The organism is Hyphomonas sp. UBA3601 (genome assembly GCF_002375605.1).
Lineage (GTDB): Bacteria > Pseudomonadota > Alphaproteobacteria > Caulobacterales > Hyphomonadaceae > Hyphomonas.
On the sequence record NZ_DFME01000137.1, the window covers coordinates 401 to 20,685 of the forward strand.

The 20,285-nt window shown below is 58.8% G+C and carries 17 protein-coding genes and 1 pseudogene; 10 read left to right on the forward strand and 8 right to left on the reverse strand.

The window, feature by feature from the left end:
• Positions 1-115: 115 nt before the first annotated feature.
• Complete coding sequence (gene trbB / locus B4F73_RS15445) at positions 116-1,111, reverse strand: P-type conjugative transfer ATPase TrbB (protein WP_035549558.1); 996 nt, start codon at positions 1,109-1,111, stop codon at positions 116-118.
• 318 nt (positions 1,112-1,429) lie between these two features.
• Between trbB and B4F73_RS15450 the strand changes: the two genes are divergently transcribed.
• A complete protein-coding gene (locus B4F73_RS15450; RefSeq protein WP_158534022.1) occupies positions 1,430-2,278 on the forward strand; it encodes a DNA -binding domain-containing protein in 849 nt (282 codons plus the stop codon).
• 362 nt (positions 2,279-2,640) lie between these two features.
• On the opposite strand, the gene B4F73_RS15455 is transcribed toward B4F73_RS15450, so the two are convergent.
• Genes B4F73_RS15455 through B4F73_RS15470 form a run of 4 tightly spaced genes read right to left on the reverse strand, consistent with a single transcriptional unit; the run spans position 2,641 to position 10,465 of the window.
• Positions 2,641-4,650, reverse strand: coding sequence for a heavy metal translocating P-type ATPase (locus B4F73_RS15455; RefSeq protein WP_035549561.1), 2,010 nt, complete (start codon positions 4,648-4,650; stop codon positions 2,641-2,643).
• A 55-nt stretch (positions 4,651-4,705) separates the two neighbouring features.
• Positions 4,706-7,831 carry an efflux RND transporter permease subunit gene (locus B4F73_RS15460; protein ID WP_034827860.1) on the reverse strand — a complete coding sequence of 1,042 codons (3,126 nt, stop codon included), beginning with the start codon at positions 7,829-7,831 and terminating at the stop codon, positions 4,706-4,708.
• Between the two features lie 10 nt (positions 7,832-7,841).
• Entirely contained in the window at positions 7,842-9,176 is a 1,335-nt protein-coding gene (locus B4F73_RS15465) for an efflux RND transporter periplasmic adaptor subunit (RefSeq protein ID WP_034827838.1), read from the reverse strand.
• Positions 9,173-10,465 carry a TolC family protein gene (locus B4F73_RS15470; RefSeq protein ID WP_034827840.1) on the reverse strand — a complete coding sequence of 431 codons (1,293 nt, stop codon included), beginning with the start codon at positions 10,463-10,465 and terminating at the stop codon, positions 9,173-9,175. The genes B4F73_RS15465 and B4F73_RS15470 overlap by 4 nt, the downstream gene beginning before the upstream one ends.
• 224 nt (positions 10,466-10,689) lie before the next feature.
• Between B4F73_RS15470 and B4F73_RS15475 the strand changes: the two genes are divergently transcribed.
• A complete protein-coding gene (locus B4F73_RS15475) occupies positions 10,690-11,103 on the forward strand; it encodes a hypothetical protein (protein WP_290480836.1) in 414 nt (137 codons plus the stop codon).
• Between the two features lie 384 nt (positions 11,104-11,487).
• On the opposite strand, the gene lspA is transcribed toward B4F73_RS15475, so the two are convergent.
• The 3 genes from lspA to B4F73_RS15490 all read right to left on the reverse strand — a co-directional run bounded on the left by lspA (position 11,488) and on the right by B4F73_RS15490 (position 13,408).
• Positions 11,488-11,967 carry a signal peptidase II gene (lspA, locus tag B4F73_RS15480; RefSeq protein ID WP_051594959.1) on the reverse strand — a complete coding sequence of 160 codons (480 nt, stop codon included), beginning with the start codon at positions 11,965-11,967 and terminating at the stop codon, positions 11,488-11,490.
• Positions 11,964-12,755, reverse strand: coding sequence for a cation transporter (locus B4F73_RS15485; RefSeq protein WP_112061941.1), 792 nt, complete (start codon positions 12,753-12,755; stop codon positions 11,964-11,966). Before B4F73_RS15485 ends, lspA begins: the two co-directional genes overlap by 4 nt.
• Before the next feature lie 212 nt (positions 12,756-12,967).
• Positions 12,968-13,408, reverse strand: a complete 441-nt coding sequence (locus B4F73_RS15490) for a MerR family transcriptional regulator (RefSeq protein ID WP_051594960.1) — start codon at positions 13,406-13,408, stop codon at positions 12,968-12,970.
• Between the two features lie 89 nt (positions 13,409-13,497).
• On the opposite strand from B4F73_RS15490, the pseudogene B4F73_RS15495 reads away from it, so the two are divergent.
• The 8 genes and pseudogenes from B4F73_RS15495 to B4F73_RS15530 all read left to right on the forward strand — a co-directional run.
• Positions 13,498-14,143 (forward strand): annotated as a pseudogene (locus B4F73_RS15495) (cation transporter).
• Positions 14,140-14,592 (forward strand): methyltransferase family protein, encoded by a 453-nt coding sequence (locus B4F73_RS15500; RefSeq protein WP_034827847.1) that lies wholly within the window; start codon positions 14,140-14,142, stop codon positions 14,590-14,592. The pseudogene B4F73_RS15495 and the gene B4F73_RS15500 overlap by 4 nt, the downstream one beginning before the upstream one ends.
• A gap of 32 nt (positions 14,593-14,624) precedes the next feature.
• Complete coding sequence (locus B4F73_RS15505) at positions 14,625-15,176, forward strand: methyltransferase family protein (protein ID WP_051602528.1); 552 nt, start codon at positions 14,625-14,627, stop codon at positions 15,174-15,176.
• A 376-nt stretch (positions 15,177-15,552) separates the two neighbouring features.
• Positions 15,553-16,497 (forward strand): ArdC family protein, encoded by a 945-nt coding sequence (locus B4F73_RS15510; protein WP_051602529.1) that lies wholly within the window; start codon positions 15,553-15,555, stop codon positions 16,495-16,497.
• 258 nt (positions 16,498-16,755) lie between these two features.
• The gene (locus tag B4F73_RS15515) at positions 16,756-18,528 is read left to right on the forward strand and encodes a ParB/RepB/Spo0J family partition protein (protein WP_035549568.1); all 1,773 of its coding nucleotides are present in this window, start codon (positions 16,756-16,758) and stop codon (positions 18,526-18,528) included.
• Between the two features lie 449 nt (positions 18,529-18,977).
• Entirely contained in the window at positions 18,978-19,301 is a 324-nt protein-coding gene (locus B4F73_RS15520) for a DUF736 domain-containing protein (protein ID WP_035549592.1), read from the forward strand.
• 177 nt (positions 19,302-19,478) lie between these two features.
• Positions 19,479-19,721, forward strand: a complete 243-nt coding sequence (locus tag B4F73_RS15525; protein WP_051602531.1) for a helix-turn-helix domain-containing protein — start codon at positions 19,479-19,481, stop codon at positions 19,719-19,721.
• Positions 19,722-19,738: 17 nt separating this feature from the next.
• Positions 19,739-20,285 (forward strand): S26 family signal peptidase (locus tag B4F73_RS15530; RefSeq protein WP_290483717.1); only part of this gene is annotated, 547 nt, incomplete at its 3' end.

A 20,285-nucleotide genomic window follows, 5' to 3' on the forward strand; every position in this document is an offset into this window, starting at 1 on the left:
TCCCAGGGCATGCCGGAGCCTGCTGCATGGGCGGGACCGGCGATCATCAGGCCGAGGCCGATACAGGCCGCGACCTGAACCGTTCGGTTTACGGTCTGAAGGTGGGTGTAGAGGGTCATAGTGTTTCTCCATGTTGGACGAGGGACAAAGAGCGGGAGACGAGCGGCTGGGTCTGGTAGCCCTCGCCGTCAAAGCCGGTGACGCGGAGTGCCTCTTCAACGCGGCGCTGGCCGCCCGCGCGGCTCATGAACACGACGACGTCAATCGCCTCTGCGATGAGGTCGAAGGGCGCGCGCGGTGTGGCTTCCAGTGTCAGCTGTTCAAGCCGCGCTAGCGCGCCGTGGGCGGAGTTCGCATGCAGCGTGGTGATCCCGCCGGGATGGCCGGTGTTCCAGGCTTTGAGCAGGTCGAGCGCTTCAGCCCCGCGCACTTCGCCGATAATGATCCGGTCGGGGCGCAGGCGCAGGGTCGAGCGGACAAGGTCCTGCAGGCTGGTGCTGCCGCGATGGGTTCTGAGCTGGACGACATTGGGTGCGGCGCAGCGCAGCTCCCGCGTGTCTTCAAGGATGACGATGCGGTCGTCATGTAGTGAGGGCTCTGCCAGCAAGGCATTGGTAAATGTCGTCTTGCCAGAGGACGTGCCGCCGGCGATCAGAATGTTCGCATGCGTTGCAATCGCGTCCTTGAGCGCTTGGGCCAGCGCAGGCGCCAGCGCGCCCTGGGTGACATAGTCGCCGAGTTCAAACGGTGTGGTCGCAGGCTTGCGGATGGAGAAACATGGCGCGGTTGAGACGGGTGGGAGAAGCCCTTCAAACCGCTCGCCGCTGCCGGGGAGTTCAGCAGAGATAATCGGGGAGGTGCGGTTTGCGGCTACTCCCACCCCAGAGGCCACGAGCCGGATGACGCGCTCGCGGTCGGAAGACGGGAGAGTGTGTTCAGAGATGATGAGGCCGATGCCAGCCTTCTCGATCCAGACCGATCCATCAGGATTGGCCATGATTTCGATCGTATCTGGCGCTTCCAGCGCTTCGCGCACCACAGAACAGAACGCGGTGCGCAGCATTGCGCTGCGACGGTCTTCTGTTTCGCTTTGGTGCGCGGGCTTGTCCATTTCATAAGGCTCCTGTCACTCACGTTTCCGAGTGACCAAAGCCTGACAGCCCATGCGATTTTCGGGGAGTGGGACTGCGGGCCATATCCAGCAACGCCCCGCGACCTGCTGCAGATGAATGCAAACGCGAACCTGTAACTATTGCTACAGGTTGCGACTGTAAAAATCCCTCATGAGGAGAGTTTGAATAGTGATCAGATGCTCAAATTATTCCCGTAAGATGCTGTTCATGCATTAAGTAATCTGCGCGTATGAATTCAGTCTTCAATTTCAGGTTGGCACTCATCTTGCTGAATTCCCCTGTGAAGGGAGCTGATGATGAAGACTTTTACCTTGAGTTCGGAAGGCGTCCTGGCGCGCTACGATTACCTTTCGCGCCTGTCGCCTGATCGCTGGGCATGGGAATATGCAAGGCGCAATCCCGACCTCAGACGCGATGCAGAGGCGCGGTCGGACGACGATGTATCTGAAATGAAAGCGCCTTGCGCCGATATTCGTCTCTTGAAGCCCCGCAACCCGCAGCGCCTCGCTCACCGCTGGGGCCTTATGTTCATGCCCGATCCAGACCTTAATGGGTTTGAAGCCGATGCGGTCTGGAACAAGCATGTGTTTCCCGATCAGGTGGAAGTGAACTGCTCACCACGGGCGCCGGGCGAAAGCTGTGATATCTGGGACAGCACGGTTCCAATTTGCCAAATCACCCACATTACCGATTTGCAGGCCCGCGAATTTCTTCTGATCCGCGGCAAGGGCTGCGTCGTGCAGGTGCGCTGCACCGGCGTTTCGATTCTGGGGCTCGAACCTGTTCGGATGAAACTGACCATCTCTGATCTCAAAGCCTATGAGCGCAAACTGAAAGCGCAGAAAGCCGCACTTGCCCTGATCGAGGAAGGCAGCGTGCCCGAGGCGCCGCTCTGGACCAAAACCACGCAAATCCTGCGTGACGGTTTGGTCGCCCTCGATTGTCTTGAGCTTGGCATGTCACGGCGCGAAATCGCCATTGTTCTCAACGGCAAAGCGGCCGTCGATGCCGAGTGGAGCGATGAAACCGGCACCATGCGGGACGCCATCCGCTACATTATCAAAAAGGCGGAGGGGCTGCGGGATGGCGGCTATCTGGTTGAACTTCTCGGCGCACAGCTGGGGTTTAATCAGCGTGCCGCATGAGTGAAGTCTTCACTCATTGCGGGCAAGCTCTCTTAGAACGTCGCTCTTGCAGGTCTGATATGCCCGTCGCCTGAAGTCTCCGCCGCTCTTGAGTCTGGAAGCCGGTAGGATGAGTCCGCACTCGGCACGGACCGCTTCAGCTTCGATGACATCTAATGGTTGGAAAGCTTTTGGGGCCGACGCGCATCCCGCGAGCGAGGCGGCTAAGGTCCCCGTAATGAACAAGTTCCGCAAATTATTCATCGACATACGTAGACTACTTTTGTGAATGATTACTTTTCAGTTTTAGTCAGAAACACTGAGCCGCGCTGGCGGCACCAGGGCGTTTGATTGAATTCGGCACCAGATGACCTTCAGTTTCATCAATGCTCGCGATCCTGGAACGCAAGTAGTCGCAAAGCGTTGAACACGACGATCAAAGTTGAACCTTCGTGAATGAGGACAGCGGGCCCGATCCCGAGACCGAAAAGCGTCGCGGGAATAAGAAAGGCGACGATGCCGAGGCTCGCCCAAAGATTTTGCCGGATAATGCGACTGGTCGCCCGGCTCAATCCGACGGCAAATGGCAGCGTTTCAAGATCATCAGCCATGAGGGCAATGTCAGCGGTCTCAAGCGCAACGTCTGAGCCCGCCGCTCCCATGGCAATACCGACAGTCGCATTAGCCATGGCAGGCGCATCATTGACGCCGTCCCCAACCATAGCGACGCCGCGGCCTTGCTTGAGCGATTTGATCTTGGTGACTTTGTCATCGGGCATGAGATCGCCGAAGGCCTCGTCCAGCCCAACGTCTCGCGCGACAGCATCTGCCACATTCTGATTATCGCCCGAAATCATCATCATGCGGGTCACACCGATGTCGCGCAGCCGCGCTATGACGCTTTTCGCGGCCTCGCGCGGCGTGTCCATCAGACCGATTACGCCCAGATAGCGCTCACCATGGCGCACAATCATCGTTGTGCGGCCATCGGCCGACAGCGAATTGACGCGCTCTGCCAAGTCCTCGGGCACTGGCTTGCCGTCCACCTCATCAAACAAGGCCGATTTGCCGATATGCACAATCTGGCCATCATACATGGCGGAAACACCGCGACCGGTTATGCTTGTAAAATCGGTTGCGCTGTCGGGGATTGATCCGAGGCGCCTTTTCGCATCGCGCACCACGGCCTCGGCCAGCGGATGATCACTCAGCGTTTCAACAGCGGCGCTAACCCTGAGCAAAGTGTCTTCATCGACATCGCCGAAAGGCACAATATCCACTAGGCGCGGCTCGCCCTCCGTCAGTGTGCCTGTTTTGTCAAAGGCGATGGCGTCGAGCCGTCCGAGCGCCTCAAGCGGCGCGCCGCCCTTGATCAACACGCCGCCGCGCGCGGCGCGGGCCACGCCGGAGAGAATGGCGCTTGGGGTTGCAATGGCCAGCGCGCAGGGGCTTGCCGCCACCAATACAGCCATGGCTCGGTAGAAGCTTTCGGAAGCCGTCTCGTCCAAAACAAGGAAGGCCAGCGACGTAACAACCGCCAGAACAATGACGCACGGCACAAATATGCGCTCGAACTTTTTGGTAAAACTCTGGGTCGGTGACTGGCGTGTTTCAGCCTCGCTCACCATGGTGACAACGCGGGCCAGCGTCGTCTCGCCCGACAATTTGGTCACTTCTATATCAAGACTGCCGGACCCATTGATTGACCCCGCGAACACGCGGCTTTCGGCCTTCAGCGCGTCAGGATTAGCAGCTGCCTTTTCGCGGTCAGCCACGGGTCTTTTGTCTACGGGCGCGCTTTCGCCTGTAATGGGCGCCTGATTGACGGCGCTTTGTCCGCTGACCACAAATCCGTCGGCTGGCAAGCGCTCATTGGAACGCACCACAACGACATCGCCGACAACTAACTCGTCAATCGCAATGGTTTCTGTCGTCTCACCCCTACGGACAAGCGCCTCATCCGGAGTGAGATCCGACAAAGCCGAAATCGCATTGCGCGCCCGGGCCATGGCATAGTTTTCAAGGGCATGGCCAATGGCAAACAGGAAGAGAAGAAAAGCACCTTCCGCCCATTCGCCGAGAATGGCGGCGCCCGTAGCAGCCACCAGCATCAGAAAGTCGATCTGAAACTGGCCTTTGAGTATTTTACCCATGGCCTCACGCAGCACGAAATAACCGCCGAAAAAGTAAGCCGCGAGCAGGAAGCCAAATCCGATGGGGTCCGGTAGAAACCCAAGTTTGGGTCCGAGCCAGCCTGCCAGCAGGCAAAGTCCAGCTAGCCCGGCAAAGATGATTTCCGCGCGCGGGCCCACTATACGGCTAATGACATCGCCATGGTCATGACCATGACTGTCAGTGTCATGATCATGATTTGAGTGTTTCGGGGGTGACATAAGCGTCTCCAAAAAAGTGACGCCTTGGCGGATTACACCGCCAAGGCGGAGTGATTTATTCCGCTGGCACAGTTTCGGGGTTGTGCCGTGTTTCCAGTAGCGAATGATGCGAGTCAGGTTTTGGCGAGAACCACCGATGCAATGCCGGCATCACGAGCAGCGTCAGCAGAGTTGAAGAGACAAGCCCGCCTGTGACGACAGTTGCCAGAGGCCGCTGTACTTCGGCGCCGACGCCAGTCGCAAACAGCAAGGGCGCAAGTCCCAAAGCGGTTGTCATCGCCGTCATCAGAACGGGTCTGGCGCGCATCCCAGCCGCATCGATTGCGAGCGCATCCCGGTCCCGCCCGGCGCGGGCGAAATCATCCATGAAGCTCACCAGGACCATCCCGTTGCCAAGTGCGATACCAAACAACGCGATGAAACCAACCGTCGCGGGAACCGAGACAGGCAGGCCTGTAATCCAGAGTGCGAGCGCGCCTCCGGTTAACGCCAGGGGGATGTTCAGCAGTATGAGAATTGCCGATTTAAGCCGTCCGAATGTCAGTAGCAGGATCAGCAATACAATGCCGAGCGTGATTGGTATCACAACTGCGAACCGAGCATTGGCCTGTTGCTGCAATTCAAACTGACCGCCCCAGACAACGCGGTAGCCTGCAGGCAGGTCAAGATTGGCGTCCGTCAGAGCTTGCGCCTCCGTTACAAAAGACCCGATGTCACGGCCCCGCACATTGGATTGGACAGTGATAAAGCGCTCGCCATCCTCTCGCGTGATCTGGCGCGGACCAATCACGGTCTCGATAGTGGCCACGCTTTCCAGCGTGACACGTGCGCCGGTCGGCGATTCCAGCACCAAACGGCGGATGGCTTCGGCTGTATCGCGGCTCTCTTCATGAAACCGCACGACGATCGGGAATTGCCGAACGCCTTCAAACAGAGCGCCGGCTTCTGCGCCGCCGACCGAGGTCCGCAAGGCGTCAAGCGCGTCCTCAACATCGAGACCATACCGCCCGAGGGCCGCGCGATCGACACGCACCACGAGTTGTGGCGCCCCTGTAATCTGGTCAGCCTGAACTTCAGCTGCCCCATCGACCTGTTGCAAGATGGCCTGTAGCTCTTGTGACTTTTTCAACAGGACATCACTGTCCGGCCCGAAAATTTTCACGGCAAGTTCTGCGCGCGTCCCGGTCAAAAGCTCATCAACAGACATCGCGATAGGTTGACCGATATTGACGACAATACCGGGCACACCTTCGAGATTTTCCGATATCGCTGTGCGCAAGTTCTCCGGCGACAAGCCTTTGCGCCACTCCGACCTCGGATTGAGTTCAACAAAAGCTTCCGCACTATTGGTCGGGTCGGCGTGGGCCCCGACCTCACCGCGACCGATTCGGGTCACGATAGACTTGATTTCCGGAAAGGCCGTCAGAAGCCTTTTCTCAACGCGGGTGGTCGTTTCCGCCGCTTCTGTCAAAGAGATAGATGGTGCCATGGTCACGCGGAGTAGAACATCACCTTCTTCAAGCGAAGGAGTAAATTCAGACCCGAGGCGCGATCCGGCCAGTCCGCCCGCTACGAGGAGGATGGCGGCCAGAGCAATCGCCGCCAAACGCTGGCGAACGAAGAATCCGGCGGCTTGGCTGACCGTGCGGGCAATCCATCCCGGACGGTCCTCACGCGGCTTTTTGCTCCGACGCATGACCCCATTTGCGAGCGATGGCGCAATCAGCGCGGCGTAGAACAATGACCCCGTCATGGCGAGCGCCGCGGAGGCTGCCAGAGGCCGGAAGGTTTTACCTTCCACGCCTTGCAGCGAGAAAAGCGGCAGAAAGACGACGATCACCACCGCAACGGCCGCAATTAGCGGCGCTATGACTTCCGCAGCCGAGCGCGCCACAACATCTCTCTGATCGACAGACGGATCGCTTTCCCGGAATCCCCGGTCGACATTTTCTGCGATGACGATAGCCCCATCCACCATCATGCCAATGGCAATGGCCACGCCGCCCAGCGACATGAGGTTGGCACTGATGCCGAGCCATTGCATCGCGATGAAGGCAAAGCCCACGGAAAATGGAATAGAAAGGACAACAACCAGGCTTGGACGCCAGCCGCCCAGAAAGACGAAAACGACCAGTGCGACGAGTAGCGCGCCCTGCCACAGCGCCGTTGTCACCGTGGCGGCAGCTTTGTTGACCAGTGTTCCCTGATCATAATAGGGCACGGCGTTGACGCCTTCCGGCAGGTTTTTGTTGATTTCCTCAAAGCGTGTCTGAACGCGCGCAATCACATCGGACGTATTGGCGCCATAGAGTTTGAGCACCAGTCCCGCGACCACTTCACCTTCGCCATTGGCGGTGGCCAGGCCCTGGCGTACCCCGCCGCCGACAATGATTTCACCGAGGTCGCGTACCCGCACGGGGCGGCCATCATCGACATTGACGACAATTTCCGCAAGATCTTCAACCGATCGCGCCAGTCCGACGCCGCGGACCGTATATTGCTCGGCCCCGATTTCGAGAAATTGTGCGCCTTCGGTCTTGTTGCCGCGCTCAAGGGCGGTCATCACATCACCAATCTGGATGTCGTAAGCCAATAGCGCGTCCGGATCGAGCCTGACCTGATACTGCTTTTCATAACCGCCAAGTGACAGCACTTCGGTGACGCCGGGCACAGTCTGAAGCTGGTATTTGATGATCCAGTCCTGGATTTCGCGCATTTCTACAAGATCGCGCGCGCCGGTCTCATCTTCGAGACGGAAATAGAGAATAATCCCTAGACCTGTTGAAATCGGCCCCATTTGCGGGTCACCAAAGCCATCGGGGATATTGCCGCGCGCTTCGGCGAGGCGTTCACCAACAACCTGGCGCGCAAAATAGACATCCGTGCCGTCTTCAAAATAGATGTTAACGACGGACAGTCCAAAGTTTGAGACCGAGCGCATATGGTCTAGCTTTGGCAAGCCGGACATGGCGGTCTCGATTGGATAGGTCACGTAGCGCTCCACCTCTTCTGGGGCGAGGCCTTCGGTTTCTGTGAAGACCTGAACGAGTGAGGGTGTCACATCGGGAAAGGCGTCAACGGGTAGCGCCTTGAACGCGAATAATCCGCCAAGGGTCATGGCGAGCGCCGCGATGGCGGCGAGCAGCCGCCCTCCGGCGATACGGTGCATTAAATTTATCATATCAAATGTCCTAGTGGCCGTGGCCATCGCCAAAGGCGTCTTTTTCGAGTTGAGCTTTGAGGGTGAAGGCACCGTCTGTCACGACTGCCTCACCCGCCATTAGGCCGGAGCGGATTTCCACAAACCCGCCGGATTTGGTGCCTGTCATCACTGCGCGCGGTGCATAGCCGCCCTCGACAGGGACGAACACGGAAGGTCTGTCTTCAACCAATTGAATGGCTGCTTCCGGTACGCGCAAAACCTGCTCAGATGTGCCAACACTGAGATCGGCCGTGACATACTGACCAGGTCGCAGTGTGCCATCCGGGTTGTCAACGATCACGCGGGCCGTCGCGGTGCGTGACGTTTCGCTGATGACCGGCAAGACAAAGGCAATTGTGGACTGCGCAAGGATTTCACCGCTGTCGGTTTTTAGCGCGACAGGAGCGCCGACGCGAATGCGGGCGATGTCCTGTTTGTAAACGGCAATATCCGCCCAGACGACACTATCGTCGACAAGGGTGAACAGCGGATCAGCGCCGGCATCCCCGGCTGAGACCGTTTCGCCCAGCATGACCGTGCGGCGCACCACCGTTCCGGCAATCGGCGCTGTCAGATAGGCATTGGCATTATCGCCGTCAGCCGCCGTGGAAATGCGCTCCAGTGCGGCATGACTGACACCTGCGGCATGGAGCTCATTTTCAGCCGCGTCACTATCGGCTTTCGCAGCTTCAAATTCCGCCCGCGCGGCTTGCAAATCGGCTTCCGAGGTGATCTTGTCCGCAAACAGTTTTTCCTCGCGGGCCAGCGCCTGACTGGCCAGAGCTTTGCGCGTTTCCGCCGTGAGCCAAGCGGCTTTCAGACCTGCGAGTTCACGGCTCTTGATCAGCGCCAGCGTATCGCCGCGTGCCACGTGATCCCCTTCGCTCGCATAGAGTTTGCCAATTACGCCGCTGACCTTGGGCGAGACATTGGCAACACGATCAGCGTCAAAGCGGATTTCGGCCGGAAGGCTGAGAGATTGCGCAATCGCCCCCTCTGCAACAATTGCTGTTTCAATACCGGCCTCAGTGGCCGCGTCCTGGGTTAGTTTTACAACGTCGCCTTCGGATTCACTATGATCATCATGGCCGTCAGGCTCGCCGTCACTTTCCGCATGATCGTCATGCTCATCATCTTGATCGGTCTCGCCATGGTCATCGTGATCCGCTTTTTCTTCGGCATGATCATCGTGATCATCGTGATCAGCGGTCGCGGCGGAGGTTTCGCTAGCGACCCGATTTGTATCCGGGGTTGCATTGCCGCATCCCGCCAAAATCACGGCCAGAACCATCATGGTCGTTGGCAAAATATGTGTCTGTTTCATTGGAAGTCTCCATTAAACGGGGCGGCACCGATCAGGCTTTTGAGACGCATGAGGTCCGCATTAAGGGTACGCCGCGCGTCAATTACGCTGACGCCTGCCTCGATCAGCCCTTTACGGGTATCGAGCGTTGATGTGAGGTCAAACCGGCCTGCCGCGTAGCCTTCAACAGATGCGTCGTAGGCGGAACGGGCCGCAGGTAGCGCCTCCTGTTCGAGTAGCGTCAGCCGGGCCTCGGCGGCGCGCACCCGCGCGGCGGCGGCCTGTTGCTGCGACCGCAATCTGGCCTCAACGGCGACGGCGCTGATACGTTCGGCATCGGCGCGATAACCCGCTGCGCGAGCGGCGTCGCGGTTACGGTCAAAAAGCGGAATCGGCACGGTGACCCCGACCAGGAGCGCATTGTCGCCGGTCTCTTCAAATTGGCGAACGCCCGCACTAACCGTGACATCAGGAATACCGGCCGCGCGGGCGGCGTCCTGCTCAGCGTCGCGGGCTGTTGCTCCAGCTTTAGCCGCGGCGAGCGCCGGGTGCTCGTCAAGCCCGCGCGTCTTTGAGAGTATTTCACTTTCATCAGACAATATGGCGCGCGGGGGCGCAAAAACCGGCGTTGAGCTTCCCCAAAGCGCGGCGAGTTCATAGCGGCGTTGATCAATTTCAGCGTCTGCGGCAAGTGCGGCGGCTTTGAGTGCAGCCGCATCTGCCTCGGCGCGCGAGCGCTCCGGCGGGGCGGCCGCGCCGGCCTCAACACGTTTCGCAACGGTTTCAGCCAAAGACACGGCGAGATCCGCCGACTCCCGTGCCAGCGCTGCGAGTTCTGTCGCGGCGATCAGGTCATGATAGAGCAGCGCTGCTTCTAGCTCGGTCTCTCTTAATATGACGCGGCATTCAGCGTCGGCGAGCGCTGCCCGCGCCCGCGCGGCACGCTCGCGCTTGGCTCTTTTACCTCCAAGCTGGAATGTCTGCTCAATGGCGAGCGTGGTTTCGGTTTGGTCAAACCCGTTGAGCGGTCCGGTGCCTGAGAAGTTTTCAATTTCCAGTCCGATTGACGGATTAAGACGGCGCCCAGCCTGATCGGCTTCGGCTGCGCTGGCGCGCGTCTCCAGTGCGGCCCGGCGGACATCCGGGGACGCATGACGGATTTGCATGAGCGCCATAGTGAGGGTTAGCGGCGCATCGGGCACGATGGTCGGCGCGCTGCCTGTTGGCCCGTTGCACGGGGCCGCGACCGCTGTGCCTGCAAAGGCAGCCGCGATCAGGACGCAGAGTGCGCCCTGTTTGAATTTTGGCATGGGATATTCTTCCTTGTGATAACCTGAATCGACATCAAACCCACGCGCAAAAGGCGCGGATTCAGAGAGTCAGGTTAGGCACGCGGAGGACGATAAAGACCGTGAGGACCAGCGCGCGGAACGTGCTGGTCTGCGCCGGGGCGAAGCCCCGATGTAGCTGATAAAGCGTAAGAGAAGGTCAGGCTGTTCATACCCACCATATGCAAATGGCATGGCCCGCAGCTATGAGTATGATGTTTGTGGGCCGGACGCTGCTCACTATCATCATTTTCAGTGTCACCGATTTCGGCGGCATGATGCGCTTCAGCGTCTGCGGTCATACAGGCAATCTCTTCAGCGTCCACAGGATGAATATCGGCCGCCGTTGCACCCATACCAAGGGTCACGCTCAACATGAGCGCAAGCCAAAACCTGGCGGTGCATATGACGGTTACAATTTTCATTCGCTCAACGACTATCCAATTTCATTGTCAAAATCATTAAATCTATTCATTTATTTAGTGCGGCTCAGTGTCATGACCCGTCTTTATCGCAATCTCGCTGCATTTAATGCGTTCCCGAATATCGCCCTTGGCATTTCGGGTGACAAATCTATCAGCGTCCAATGTCATAATACTGAGTTCAACAGCGGGTTTTGATTGCCCGCTGGGATCGAGCGGAAAGTCATTATGCGTCATGGCCAGCACGTCGCCGTTGCGGTCCCAACTGCCAATCGCATGGACCGGCCCTTTGGCGCTGAGGAGGACAAGCACGACCCCATCCGATGAAAAATAAGTAATCGGAGCGGTTTCACAGGCGTCACCGTCGGTCCCGCTGGCCCAGGCCCCGAGCGGTTGTAGCGTCTCAGTGAGCGGATCGGCAAAGCTGGCGCAGCTTGCTACGAGCGCTGAGGCGGCCATTGCGAGGCCAACGCGAAGTGAATCGAATTTGATCATGTCGGTTTTATAGCCCCTACAGTGGCTGTAGGGGCAAGCGAATTCTTACATCGACAACTATTAAGCATGGGCCAGATTAATCAGCCGCTATTTTTGTTCAGCATTATCCGTCCGTCGTGGCTTCGTGAGTAACTCAGAGATCAACAGTAAGCCGACACCGCAGACAATCGCGCTATCGGCGAAGTTGAACGCGGGCCAGTGGTAGTTATTGATGTGAAAATCTAAAAAATCGGTCACCGCTCCATGTCGCACGCGATCGACTATGTTTCCGAGTGCTCCACCTGTAATCAGCCCGAGTGCGGTTGCGATCTGGCGATCAGCGGTGCGCCATAACCAATAGAATAAAACCGCGACGATCGATAGAGCGGCTAGAGTAAGGAGCCAGGGAGGCAGGCTGCCTAGAAGACCAAAGCTGATACCATTGTTCTTGAGCCGCACAATGTTGAAGAATGGAAGGACCGTCACACCGTTATCCAGGGCATCAATATTGAGGATAAGTGCTTTAGTGAGTTGATCTATCGCCAGAACGCCCAGACCAATGATGAATCCAATCTTCTGAATGGTCATATTGCGGCTCTGAGGTCGTTGCGTGCATCGCGAATTATTGCCCATGCAGAATGCAGGAATAGCCCGGCGATCCCGACTGCAACCACGAGATCGGGCCAACCGTGACCGAGCCAGGCGACCAAACCTGCTGCCACAATTACGGCCGCGTTCCCGATGGCGTCATTACGTGAAAACAACCAAACCGCGCGGACATTAGCGTCGCCTTTTCGGTGAGGGAGTAGCGGTAAGACGGCGATGACATTTATGACGAGCGCGATGAGCCCGAACATGCCCATCAGGGCAGCGTCAGGTATCGTTTGATTAAGAAGACGCCACACCGTATTCGCGAGTACGCCGAAGCCAAGCAAAGCTAGGAATACGCCTTGAATCATGGCTGAACGAGCGCGCCAGGCAAGACTCCAGCCGATTGCGAGCACGCCGAGGAATGTAATGAGACCATCACCGACAAAATCTAACGCATCAGCTTTTAACGCCTGTGAACCGGCGAAAAAACCCGCGATCATTTCCACAATTCCATAACCAACGTTCAGGAAAATTACGATCCAAAGGGCGCGTAAATACTCCGGATTCTTTTGGGTTTGTGAGGCGGCGGGGCCATCATCGCCTGGCGCAATTCTCTCGAAGCCGTAACCGGTTTTGGCGACGCCAAGTTCGATTTCTGGAAGTTGGGACTCTGAAACCCATAGCGTCATAATATGTGTCGCAGCCGAAACTTTGACGGCTTTTGGGGCGACACCAGCCGATTGAGCCGCCCGTTCGATTTCGGCAGCATCTCGCGCGCAATCCATTCCTGATACCCGGTAACGAAACGGGAGCGAAGTGTCGGAGCCTGCTGTTGGGGAGGTAGATGTTTTGCTCATGACAATGCTCTCAATTGAGAGACTACACGTATGCTTTGTCGTTGTTCCATTCAGTCTCGCCCATCCAAATTTATCGGGAGGTGCTTTCAATAATGGAAGAGAATTACCATCTACAGTCACTGTAGGGTCAAGCGGTTTGCTCAAAAGGTCGAAAGCCGCTCATGCGCATCTGCGATGCATTCGCTATGATCATTGAGCGTTGAAATGATCCGACACGTGTCAACCCGGCCGCCCTCGCAGCACGTAATCATCCGTTTGAGCTCCGCCTCAAGCGCTTCAAGCTGCGTCAGGCGTTTGCGCACATCTGCAAGCTGTTCACGGGCTATCGCGTCCACGGCCGTGCAATCCTGATCCGGCTGAGTTTGCAGATCAATCATTTCACGAACGGCCTCCATCGGAAAACCAAGATCACGGGCATGCCGTATGAACGACAAACGCTGCACGGCCTCATCGCCATATAGCCGTTGGCCGCTCGAACTTCGGTCCGGCTCGCCCATCAAATCAATCGATTCATAATAGCGTATGGTTGTCACTTTCACGCCCGCCGCTTTCGATAAACGACCAATGGTCATCTGCGTCATTCCGGGCTCCAAAGAAAAGTCTTGCCTCTATAGTCGCTGTAGACTGTAGGGTTTCTTCGAGAATCGTCAATGGGGAATAGGATTAGAAGATGTCGGGTTGCTGTGAGGACAAAACATTTGATGGGGTTTCGCCTGCTTATAAGCGGGCTCTGATGGCCGTCATCGCCATCAATGCGGTCATGTTCTTTGTTTGAAATGACGGCGGGGATAATGTCGGGCTCTCAGGCCCTCAAAGCCGACGCACTCGACTTCGCAGGCGATACGGCGACCTACGCGCTCAGCCTCTTCGTTATCGGGGCGAGCCTGAGGACGCGGGCGCTTGCATCGCTGATCAAAGGCGCCTCGCTCGCAGCGATCGCGATCGCCGTCCTCGGCATGACCGTGTTGAGGGTCATGAACGGCGCGCCGCCGGAAGCCGCAACCATGGGAGTGGTCGGCTTTCTGGCACTGTCCGCCAATGTCGCGAGCGTGCTGATACTGCTGCGCTGGCGCGACGGCGACAGCAATGTGCGTTCGGTCTGGCTCTGCTCGCGCAATGACGCCATCGGCAATGTCGGCGTGATCGTCGCTGGCGGGGTTGTCGCGCTGACCGGAACGGCCTGGCCGGACCTGCTTGTCGCCGCCCTTCTGGCGGGCCTGTTCCTGAAATCGGCGAGCGCCATCACGCTGCAGGCCCTGCGGGAACTGAACACAACCGGCGCGTCGCATGCGACTCCGGTCGAATCGTCCTCATGAGCCTGCGCATTCCACCTCTTGTTCAGGTCCTGATCTGCGGTGCGATCGGCTGGGGACTGTCCTCTGTCACGCCTTTTCTGGCGTTCGAAGGCGTGTGGCGTTCTGCGGCGGCGTTGCTTTTCATCGCTGCTGGCATGGCCATTCTGGCGCTCGCGCTCGGCGCATTCATCCGCGCCCGCACAACCGTCAATCCGCTCGCCCCTGAAGAGGCTGCCACGCTGGTCACCACAGGGCTTTACCGCATCAGCCGCAATCCGATGTATTTGGCCATGGCGGCCATTCTGACAGGCGGCGCGTTTCTGATGGGCAATTTGTCCGCTTTCGTAGCTCCAATTCTCTTTGTCTGGCTGATGACTGAGTTTCAGATCAAACCGGAAGAGCGCGCGCTGCAGGCGAGATTCGGTGAAGCGTTTGACGCCTACCGTATCCGCACGCGGCGCTGGATTTAGGAGGCGCGCCTGTGTTCAATACACCCCTATGGATGGAATGGCTGGCGTTCGGATTGTCAGTGTCCGGAGCGGCAGCGATCTTTTCGCTGTGTGCGGTATCGCTGTTCCGACGCGATTTTCAGTTTTTTCCGCCTCCGGAAAAACGGAGCTGGCAATACCGGACGTTCTGGGCCTTTTTTCGTTTGTTTCTATACCCGCTTGTTGCGCTCTCCATCCTCGTTTTTGAGCCGGCGGAGGATGCGGGGGCCATGGCCCGGCAAGGTGTCGGCGGCGTGCTGGCGGTCACGGGTATTGGCCTTGCCTTCTGGATCTCAATCCAGATGGGCTGGCGCAATGCCTTCGGCGAAGCGCGGGGGCTGGTGACAGATGGCTGGTTTCGTTTCAGCCGGAACCCGATCTATGTCGTGACCTGGCTTGGTCTGCTGGGCTGGGCGATCATCTTGAACGATTTGCGCGTAACGTTTCTGCTGTCTTTATGGGCAGCGATGTACTGGCTCGCTCCGAGGATAGAAGAGCCCTGGCTGGAACGCCAGTATGGGGATGAGTATTGCGCCTATAAGCAGCGAACGCGGCGTTTTTTCTAAGGGCGGTGTTCGGCTGTTCGACCAAGGAAAGGGCGCCCCGGCCTTCGCCGGCCGGGCTGGCGTGAACCAGGCCATCGCTGCGCGCCGTCCCGGCCCTTCGGGCTTTCATCCCTGGCGCAGTTTTTAAGCAGTGTTGTGAAGGATTCGGTCGGCGCTGGCGCGCCGGCATGTTTGCTTCTTTTTTCCCTCTCAGGCGGGGGCGGAGGCGCGCATGCCAGATGGCGGCGCTCCCGGAAGGGGGGCGGCGTCTTGAAGATCGTCTATGTGCCTGCGGCCTCCTACCTGACCCCTTCCGCTCACGCCTGACGCCATCTGGCCAGCGGCCTCTCACCGCCCCCGCCTTGCGGGAAAAAAGCGGGGGTCAGAGGAGGCAGAGATGGCGCAGCGCCGCAGACAACGAAACACGCGGAAAGACCTTTATTCAGAGGTCACGGATAACATCATCGCGGAACTGGAACAGGGGCGCGCGCCTTGGGTGCAGCCTTGGGGCGGGGTGGAGGGGGCTACTCCGCTTGGCTTGCCCGAGAATGGCGCGACGGGCAGGCGCTATTCCGGAATCAATATTCTGCTTTTATGGGGCGCGGCGATTGAGCAAAGCCGTTCCTGTCAGACATGGCTGACCTTCAAACAGGCGCTGTCACTTGGCGGGTGTGTTCGCAAAGGCGAGCGCGGCACGACGGTTGTTTATGCCGACCGCTTCACCCCGAAAGCCGAACGGGAACGTGTGCGCGAGACGGGCGAGTCGCCGGGCACGGTGCCGTTTCTCAAACGCTATACCGTGTTCAATGCAGACCAGTGCGACGGCCTGCCCGAAGACCTGACCGCCAACGCGCCCGACTTGCCGGAGCGCGAGATTATCCCCCGCGCCGAAGCGCTGATTACAGCGACGGGCGCGGATTTCAGGATTGGCGGCGACCGCGCCTATTATGTTCCGTCCAGGGATTTCATTCAGGTTCCGCCGCAGCCTGCTTTCTTTGACCAGATCAATTATTACCGCACCTGCTTTCATGAGCTTGGCCACTGGACCGGGCACCCGAAACGCCTCGCCCGCGACCTGAAAGGCGCATTCGGCACCAAAGATTACGCCCGCGAGGAACTGGTGGCGGAACTCGCCAGTGCGTTCATCTGCGCGGACCAGTCCATCGCCCCGACCGTGCGGCATACGGATTACATCGGTTCTTGGCTGGAAGTATTGCGCGAGGACAAGCGCGCCATTTTTCGCGCCGCGTCGCTCGCTTCCAAGGCGGCTGATTACATTCTCGCTTATGCCGCGCCGGACCCCTGCAGCGCTGCCGCAGCGATGGAAGCGGCGCCATGGTGAGGCAGATAAACAAAAGGTCCGGGGGACATTTTGTCTGCCGAACGAATCCGCCCTTTCGCATCAGCCGACTCGACGCGGCGCTTGCATCGCTTGACGCCGAAGACATTGGCGCATGGGCCGTGCTGGTCTGCGGCTGTTTCCACATTTTCGAGAGCGAGGGGGCGGCGCATCGCGCCTACCGCCTCTGGCTTGAAAACCGCCCTGTGCGCTGACGCACGGGGCATCCCACCAACTGCACATCATGAAGGAGGCAACGCCATGCAGTTAAAACATATCCCTATCACCGACATGAAAGTGTCCCGGCTCAATATGCGCCACGGGCGCAAAGCGCCCGACATTTCCGACATCTATCCGTCGATAAAGTCGCGCGGCGTCTTGCAGACCATGCTGGTCCGCAAGGAAGGTAGCAAGTATGGCGTTGTCGCCGGACGCCGCCGTTTCTTCGCCCTCAAACGCCTCGCCAAGGAGACAGGCAAGGCGCAGAAAGCGCCCTGTCTCGTTATGCAATCCGGCGATGACATTGCCGCGCTGGAAGCGACCCTTGTCGAGAACACCACCCACCTTCCAGCCGACGAGTTTCTGCAATATGACGTCTTCGCCCGGCTTGCTTCAAAAGGCGAGACCGTCACGGTGATTGCAGAGCGCTTCGGCGTCACCGAACTCATGGTGCGCCGGGTGCTGGCGCTGACGGCGCTCACCGATGATATCAAGGCGCTCTACAGGGCCGAAATCATCGACAAGCGGACGCTTTACGCCCTGACGCTCGCCACAAAAGAGCAGCAGGAAGACTGGCTGACCCTGTTGAACGCGGAAGACGAATACGCCCCGCGCGGCGAGCAGTTGAAAGACTGGCTCACAGGCGGCGGCCGCATCACCACCGACAAGGCGCTGTTCGATTTGGAAGCCTATGACGGGACCGTGCTGACCGACCTGTTCGGCGAGACTGCCATTTTCGGGGACGCTGACCTGTTCTGGACTTGCCAGAATGAGGCCATCGCCGACATGGCCGAACGCTACCGGAATGAGGGCTGGGCCGAAACCGTCGTGCTGGAACGGGGCGCGCACTTCCTGACATGGGAGCATGGCAAGCGCAGCCGGAAAGACGGCGGCAAGGTCTATATCGAGACCCGCCATGACGGCTCTGTCACGGCCCATGAAGGCTATCTGCCATCAAAGGACATCGAGAAAATCGAGCGTATCCTTGGCCGGGGCGGCGATGGCGAGAACGGCAAGCCCGCCCCAAAACCGGAAATGTCCGGTCCCTTGGCGGAATATGTCGCGCTGCACCGTCACGCCGCCGTCAGGGCGAGTCTGTGCGATGCGCCCGGCGTCGCGCTGCGCCTCGCCGTCGCCCATCTTGTCACCCGCTCGGATAACTGGCGGCTGGACGTTGAGCAGCAGCGCACACGGAAGGAAGCGACCGCGGAAAGCCTCGCGGCTTCGGCAGGGGAAGTGAAGTTCGCCGCGCACCGCGCCAAGGCCAAGGCGCTGATTGGGCAGGATGACCAAGACGGTTCGCTGGTGGCGGAGAATGCTTTTCCCGCCGACCCTTGCGAGACCTTCGCCCGGCTTCTGGCGCTCAGTGATGAAGAGGTGCTGCATGTTCTCGCCGTCGCAATGGGCGAAACCCTGCAGGCAGGTTCGCCCGCCGTCGAAGCCGCCGCACATGTGACGGACACGGATTTTGCCGCGCTGTGGTCGCCCGATGAGGCGTTCTTTTACTTGCTGCGCGACAAGCGCGTCATCAATGAAGTGGTCGCTGAAATCGCCTCGCCATCCACGGCCCGGTCTGTCCTGACCGATACCGGAAAGGCGCAGAAATCCGTCATCCGCAACCGCATCGCCGGGCATGGATGCGACCCCGACCCGGACTGGCGGCCCCGCTGGATGCGGCAGTCGCCATCCTCTTATCTTGACGGCGCGCCATGCCCGCCCGCCGAAGCGTGGGAGGCCGTCAGGGGTCTGTTCGAGGACAGCGAGGACAGGGCTTCGCTCGAAACCCCGGAAGCAAAGACAGCCATCGCCGCCTGACACGCCTCCCGTAAGCGGCATGGTTCGGGACCGTCCGGCAGTTTTGCCGGGCGGTCTTTTCCTGTTGGTGGCGCGGAAGCAAGCTCGCGAAACGACATGGGTGGTTTCCTTACCAACTGCCCTGTTTGTTCCTGACATATTGGCGTGCCTGCCAGTTGCAAACACCTCTGGCATTGCACGAAGGACGCCCCGAGCGGCCCCGTTTCCTTGCCTGACCTGGACGACCGCCTGCGGGCCATGAAACCGCCCATCGCCAGAAATTTCCTCTGCTGTTCGGTCTGAAGAAGACCGAACGCGCATTCACCGCGAATCAAATTTCCGCCACCGGGCGGTGCTCCGCTTTGCTGCGCCCGCTTCGCGGTTCAGACCTGCCGCCCGCCGTCCCTTTAGGTCAGCGTCAACGGAGCCATCGGGGCGCCCGCGACACGAAGCCAAAAGGAGATATGAAAATGGCTAACGCACTTGGATATGTCAGCGAAACAGACACAGGCTTTGAAGGCGCACTTGCCATGATGAGCCTCAACACGCCGATCCGCATCATCAAAAATGACGAAAAGACCGCCGACAAACAGCCCGATTTCAGGGTCTATGCCGGAGAGAAAGGCTCCGATATTGGCGGCGGCTGGGTCCGCACCGCGAAGTCTTCGGGCCGCGAATATGTCTCGCTCACCCTCGCAGACCCGATGATCGGCCCGCGCAAAATCTATGCGAACCTCGCCCCGGTCAAGGATAAGGATGGCCGCCACGTCATCCTCTGGAACCCGCAGGGCTAGACGCCGAAACACCAACCATAACGCCGCCCCGGAGGCTTTCTCCGGGGCGGTTTTTTTATGCTTTTTCCTTGGTTAAAACGTCGGGGGAAAATTCATGTGATCCATTTTCCCTCTGCAAAATCCCGCAATCTCCGCCAATCCTTTCGTCTCAAAAGTGATGAAAGGACACTGTGTACAATGACGAAAAACAGACGAAATGATCGCCGAAACGATGGCTGGCCGGAGCTTTTGAGTGTCGAGGAAGCGGCAGAATTTCTGAGGCTGAAACGCTCAACGCTTGACCATTATCGCTGCGAGGGACGCGGGCCGATTTACCGCAAACATGGCGCGCGGGTCTTCTATCCGAAACCCGATCTCATCCGCTGGTCAGAGCGCAATTCCTATGCGTCCACATCCGAACGCCTGCAGAAGCCGGAATGAAAAAGCGCACGCTTTGGATGACAGGATTTAGCGCCGGTCTTGTCTTTTTCGGTCTGGTTCTCGACCCCGCAGATCGCTTGATCTGGAACCGGACCGCGAGCGCACCGACAGGGCTTTACTGGCTGAGCGACGCGCCCTTCACCCCTGGCCGATGGGTCGTCGTCTCCAGCCAGAGCGTGCAAGCGAACTGGGCGCAGGAGCATGAATTTGTTGGCGAAGACTGGCCGTTATTGAAACAGATTGCCGGGGGTCCCGGCGATGAAATCTGCCGGACCGGACGCGACATTCTGATCAATGATGAAGTTGTGGCGGAAGCGCTGATTGTCGATTCCAGTGGCCGAAACCTGCCTGTGTGGGATGGCTGTGTCCGGCTTGAAAGCGATGAGCTTTTCCTGCTGACGCCGCATCCGGCGTCGCTTGATGGCCGGTATTTCGGTCCCGTAAAACAAACAGACCTGGATGGCGTCGCCATCCCCGTTTTCGTGGCCCGGGACAGACAGGGCGCAAGCGGATGCAAAGCGATACATGCGGATGCAAGGGAATCAGAAGCGAACCCGGTAGGGC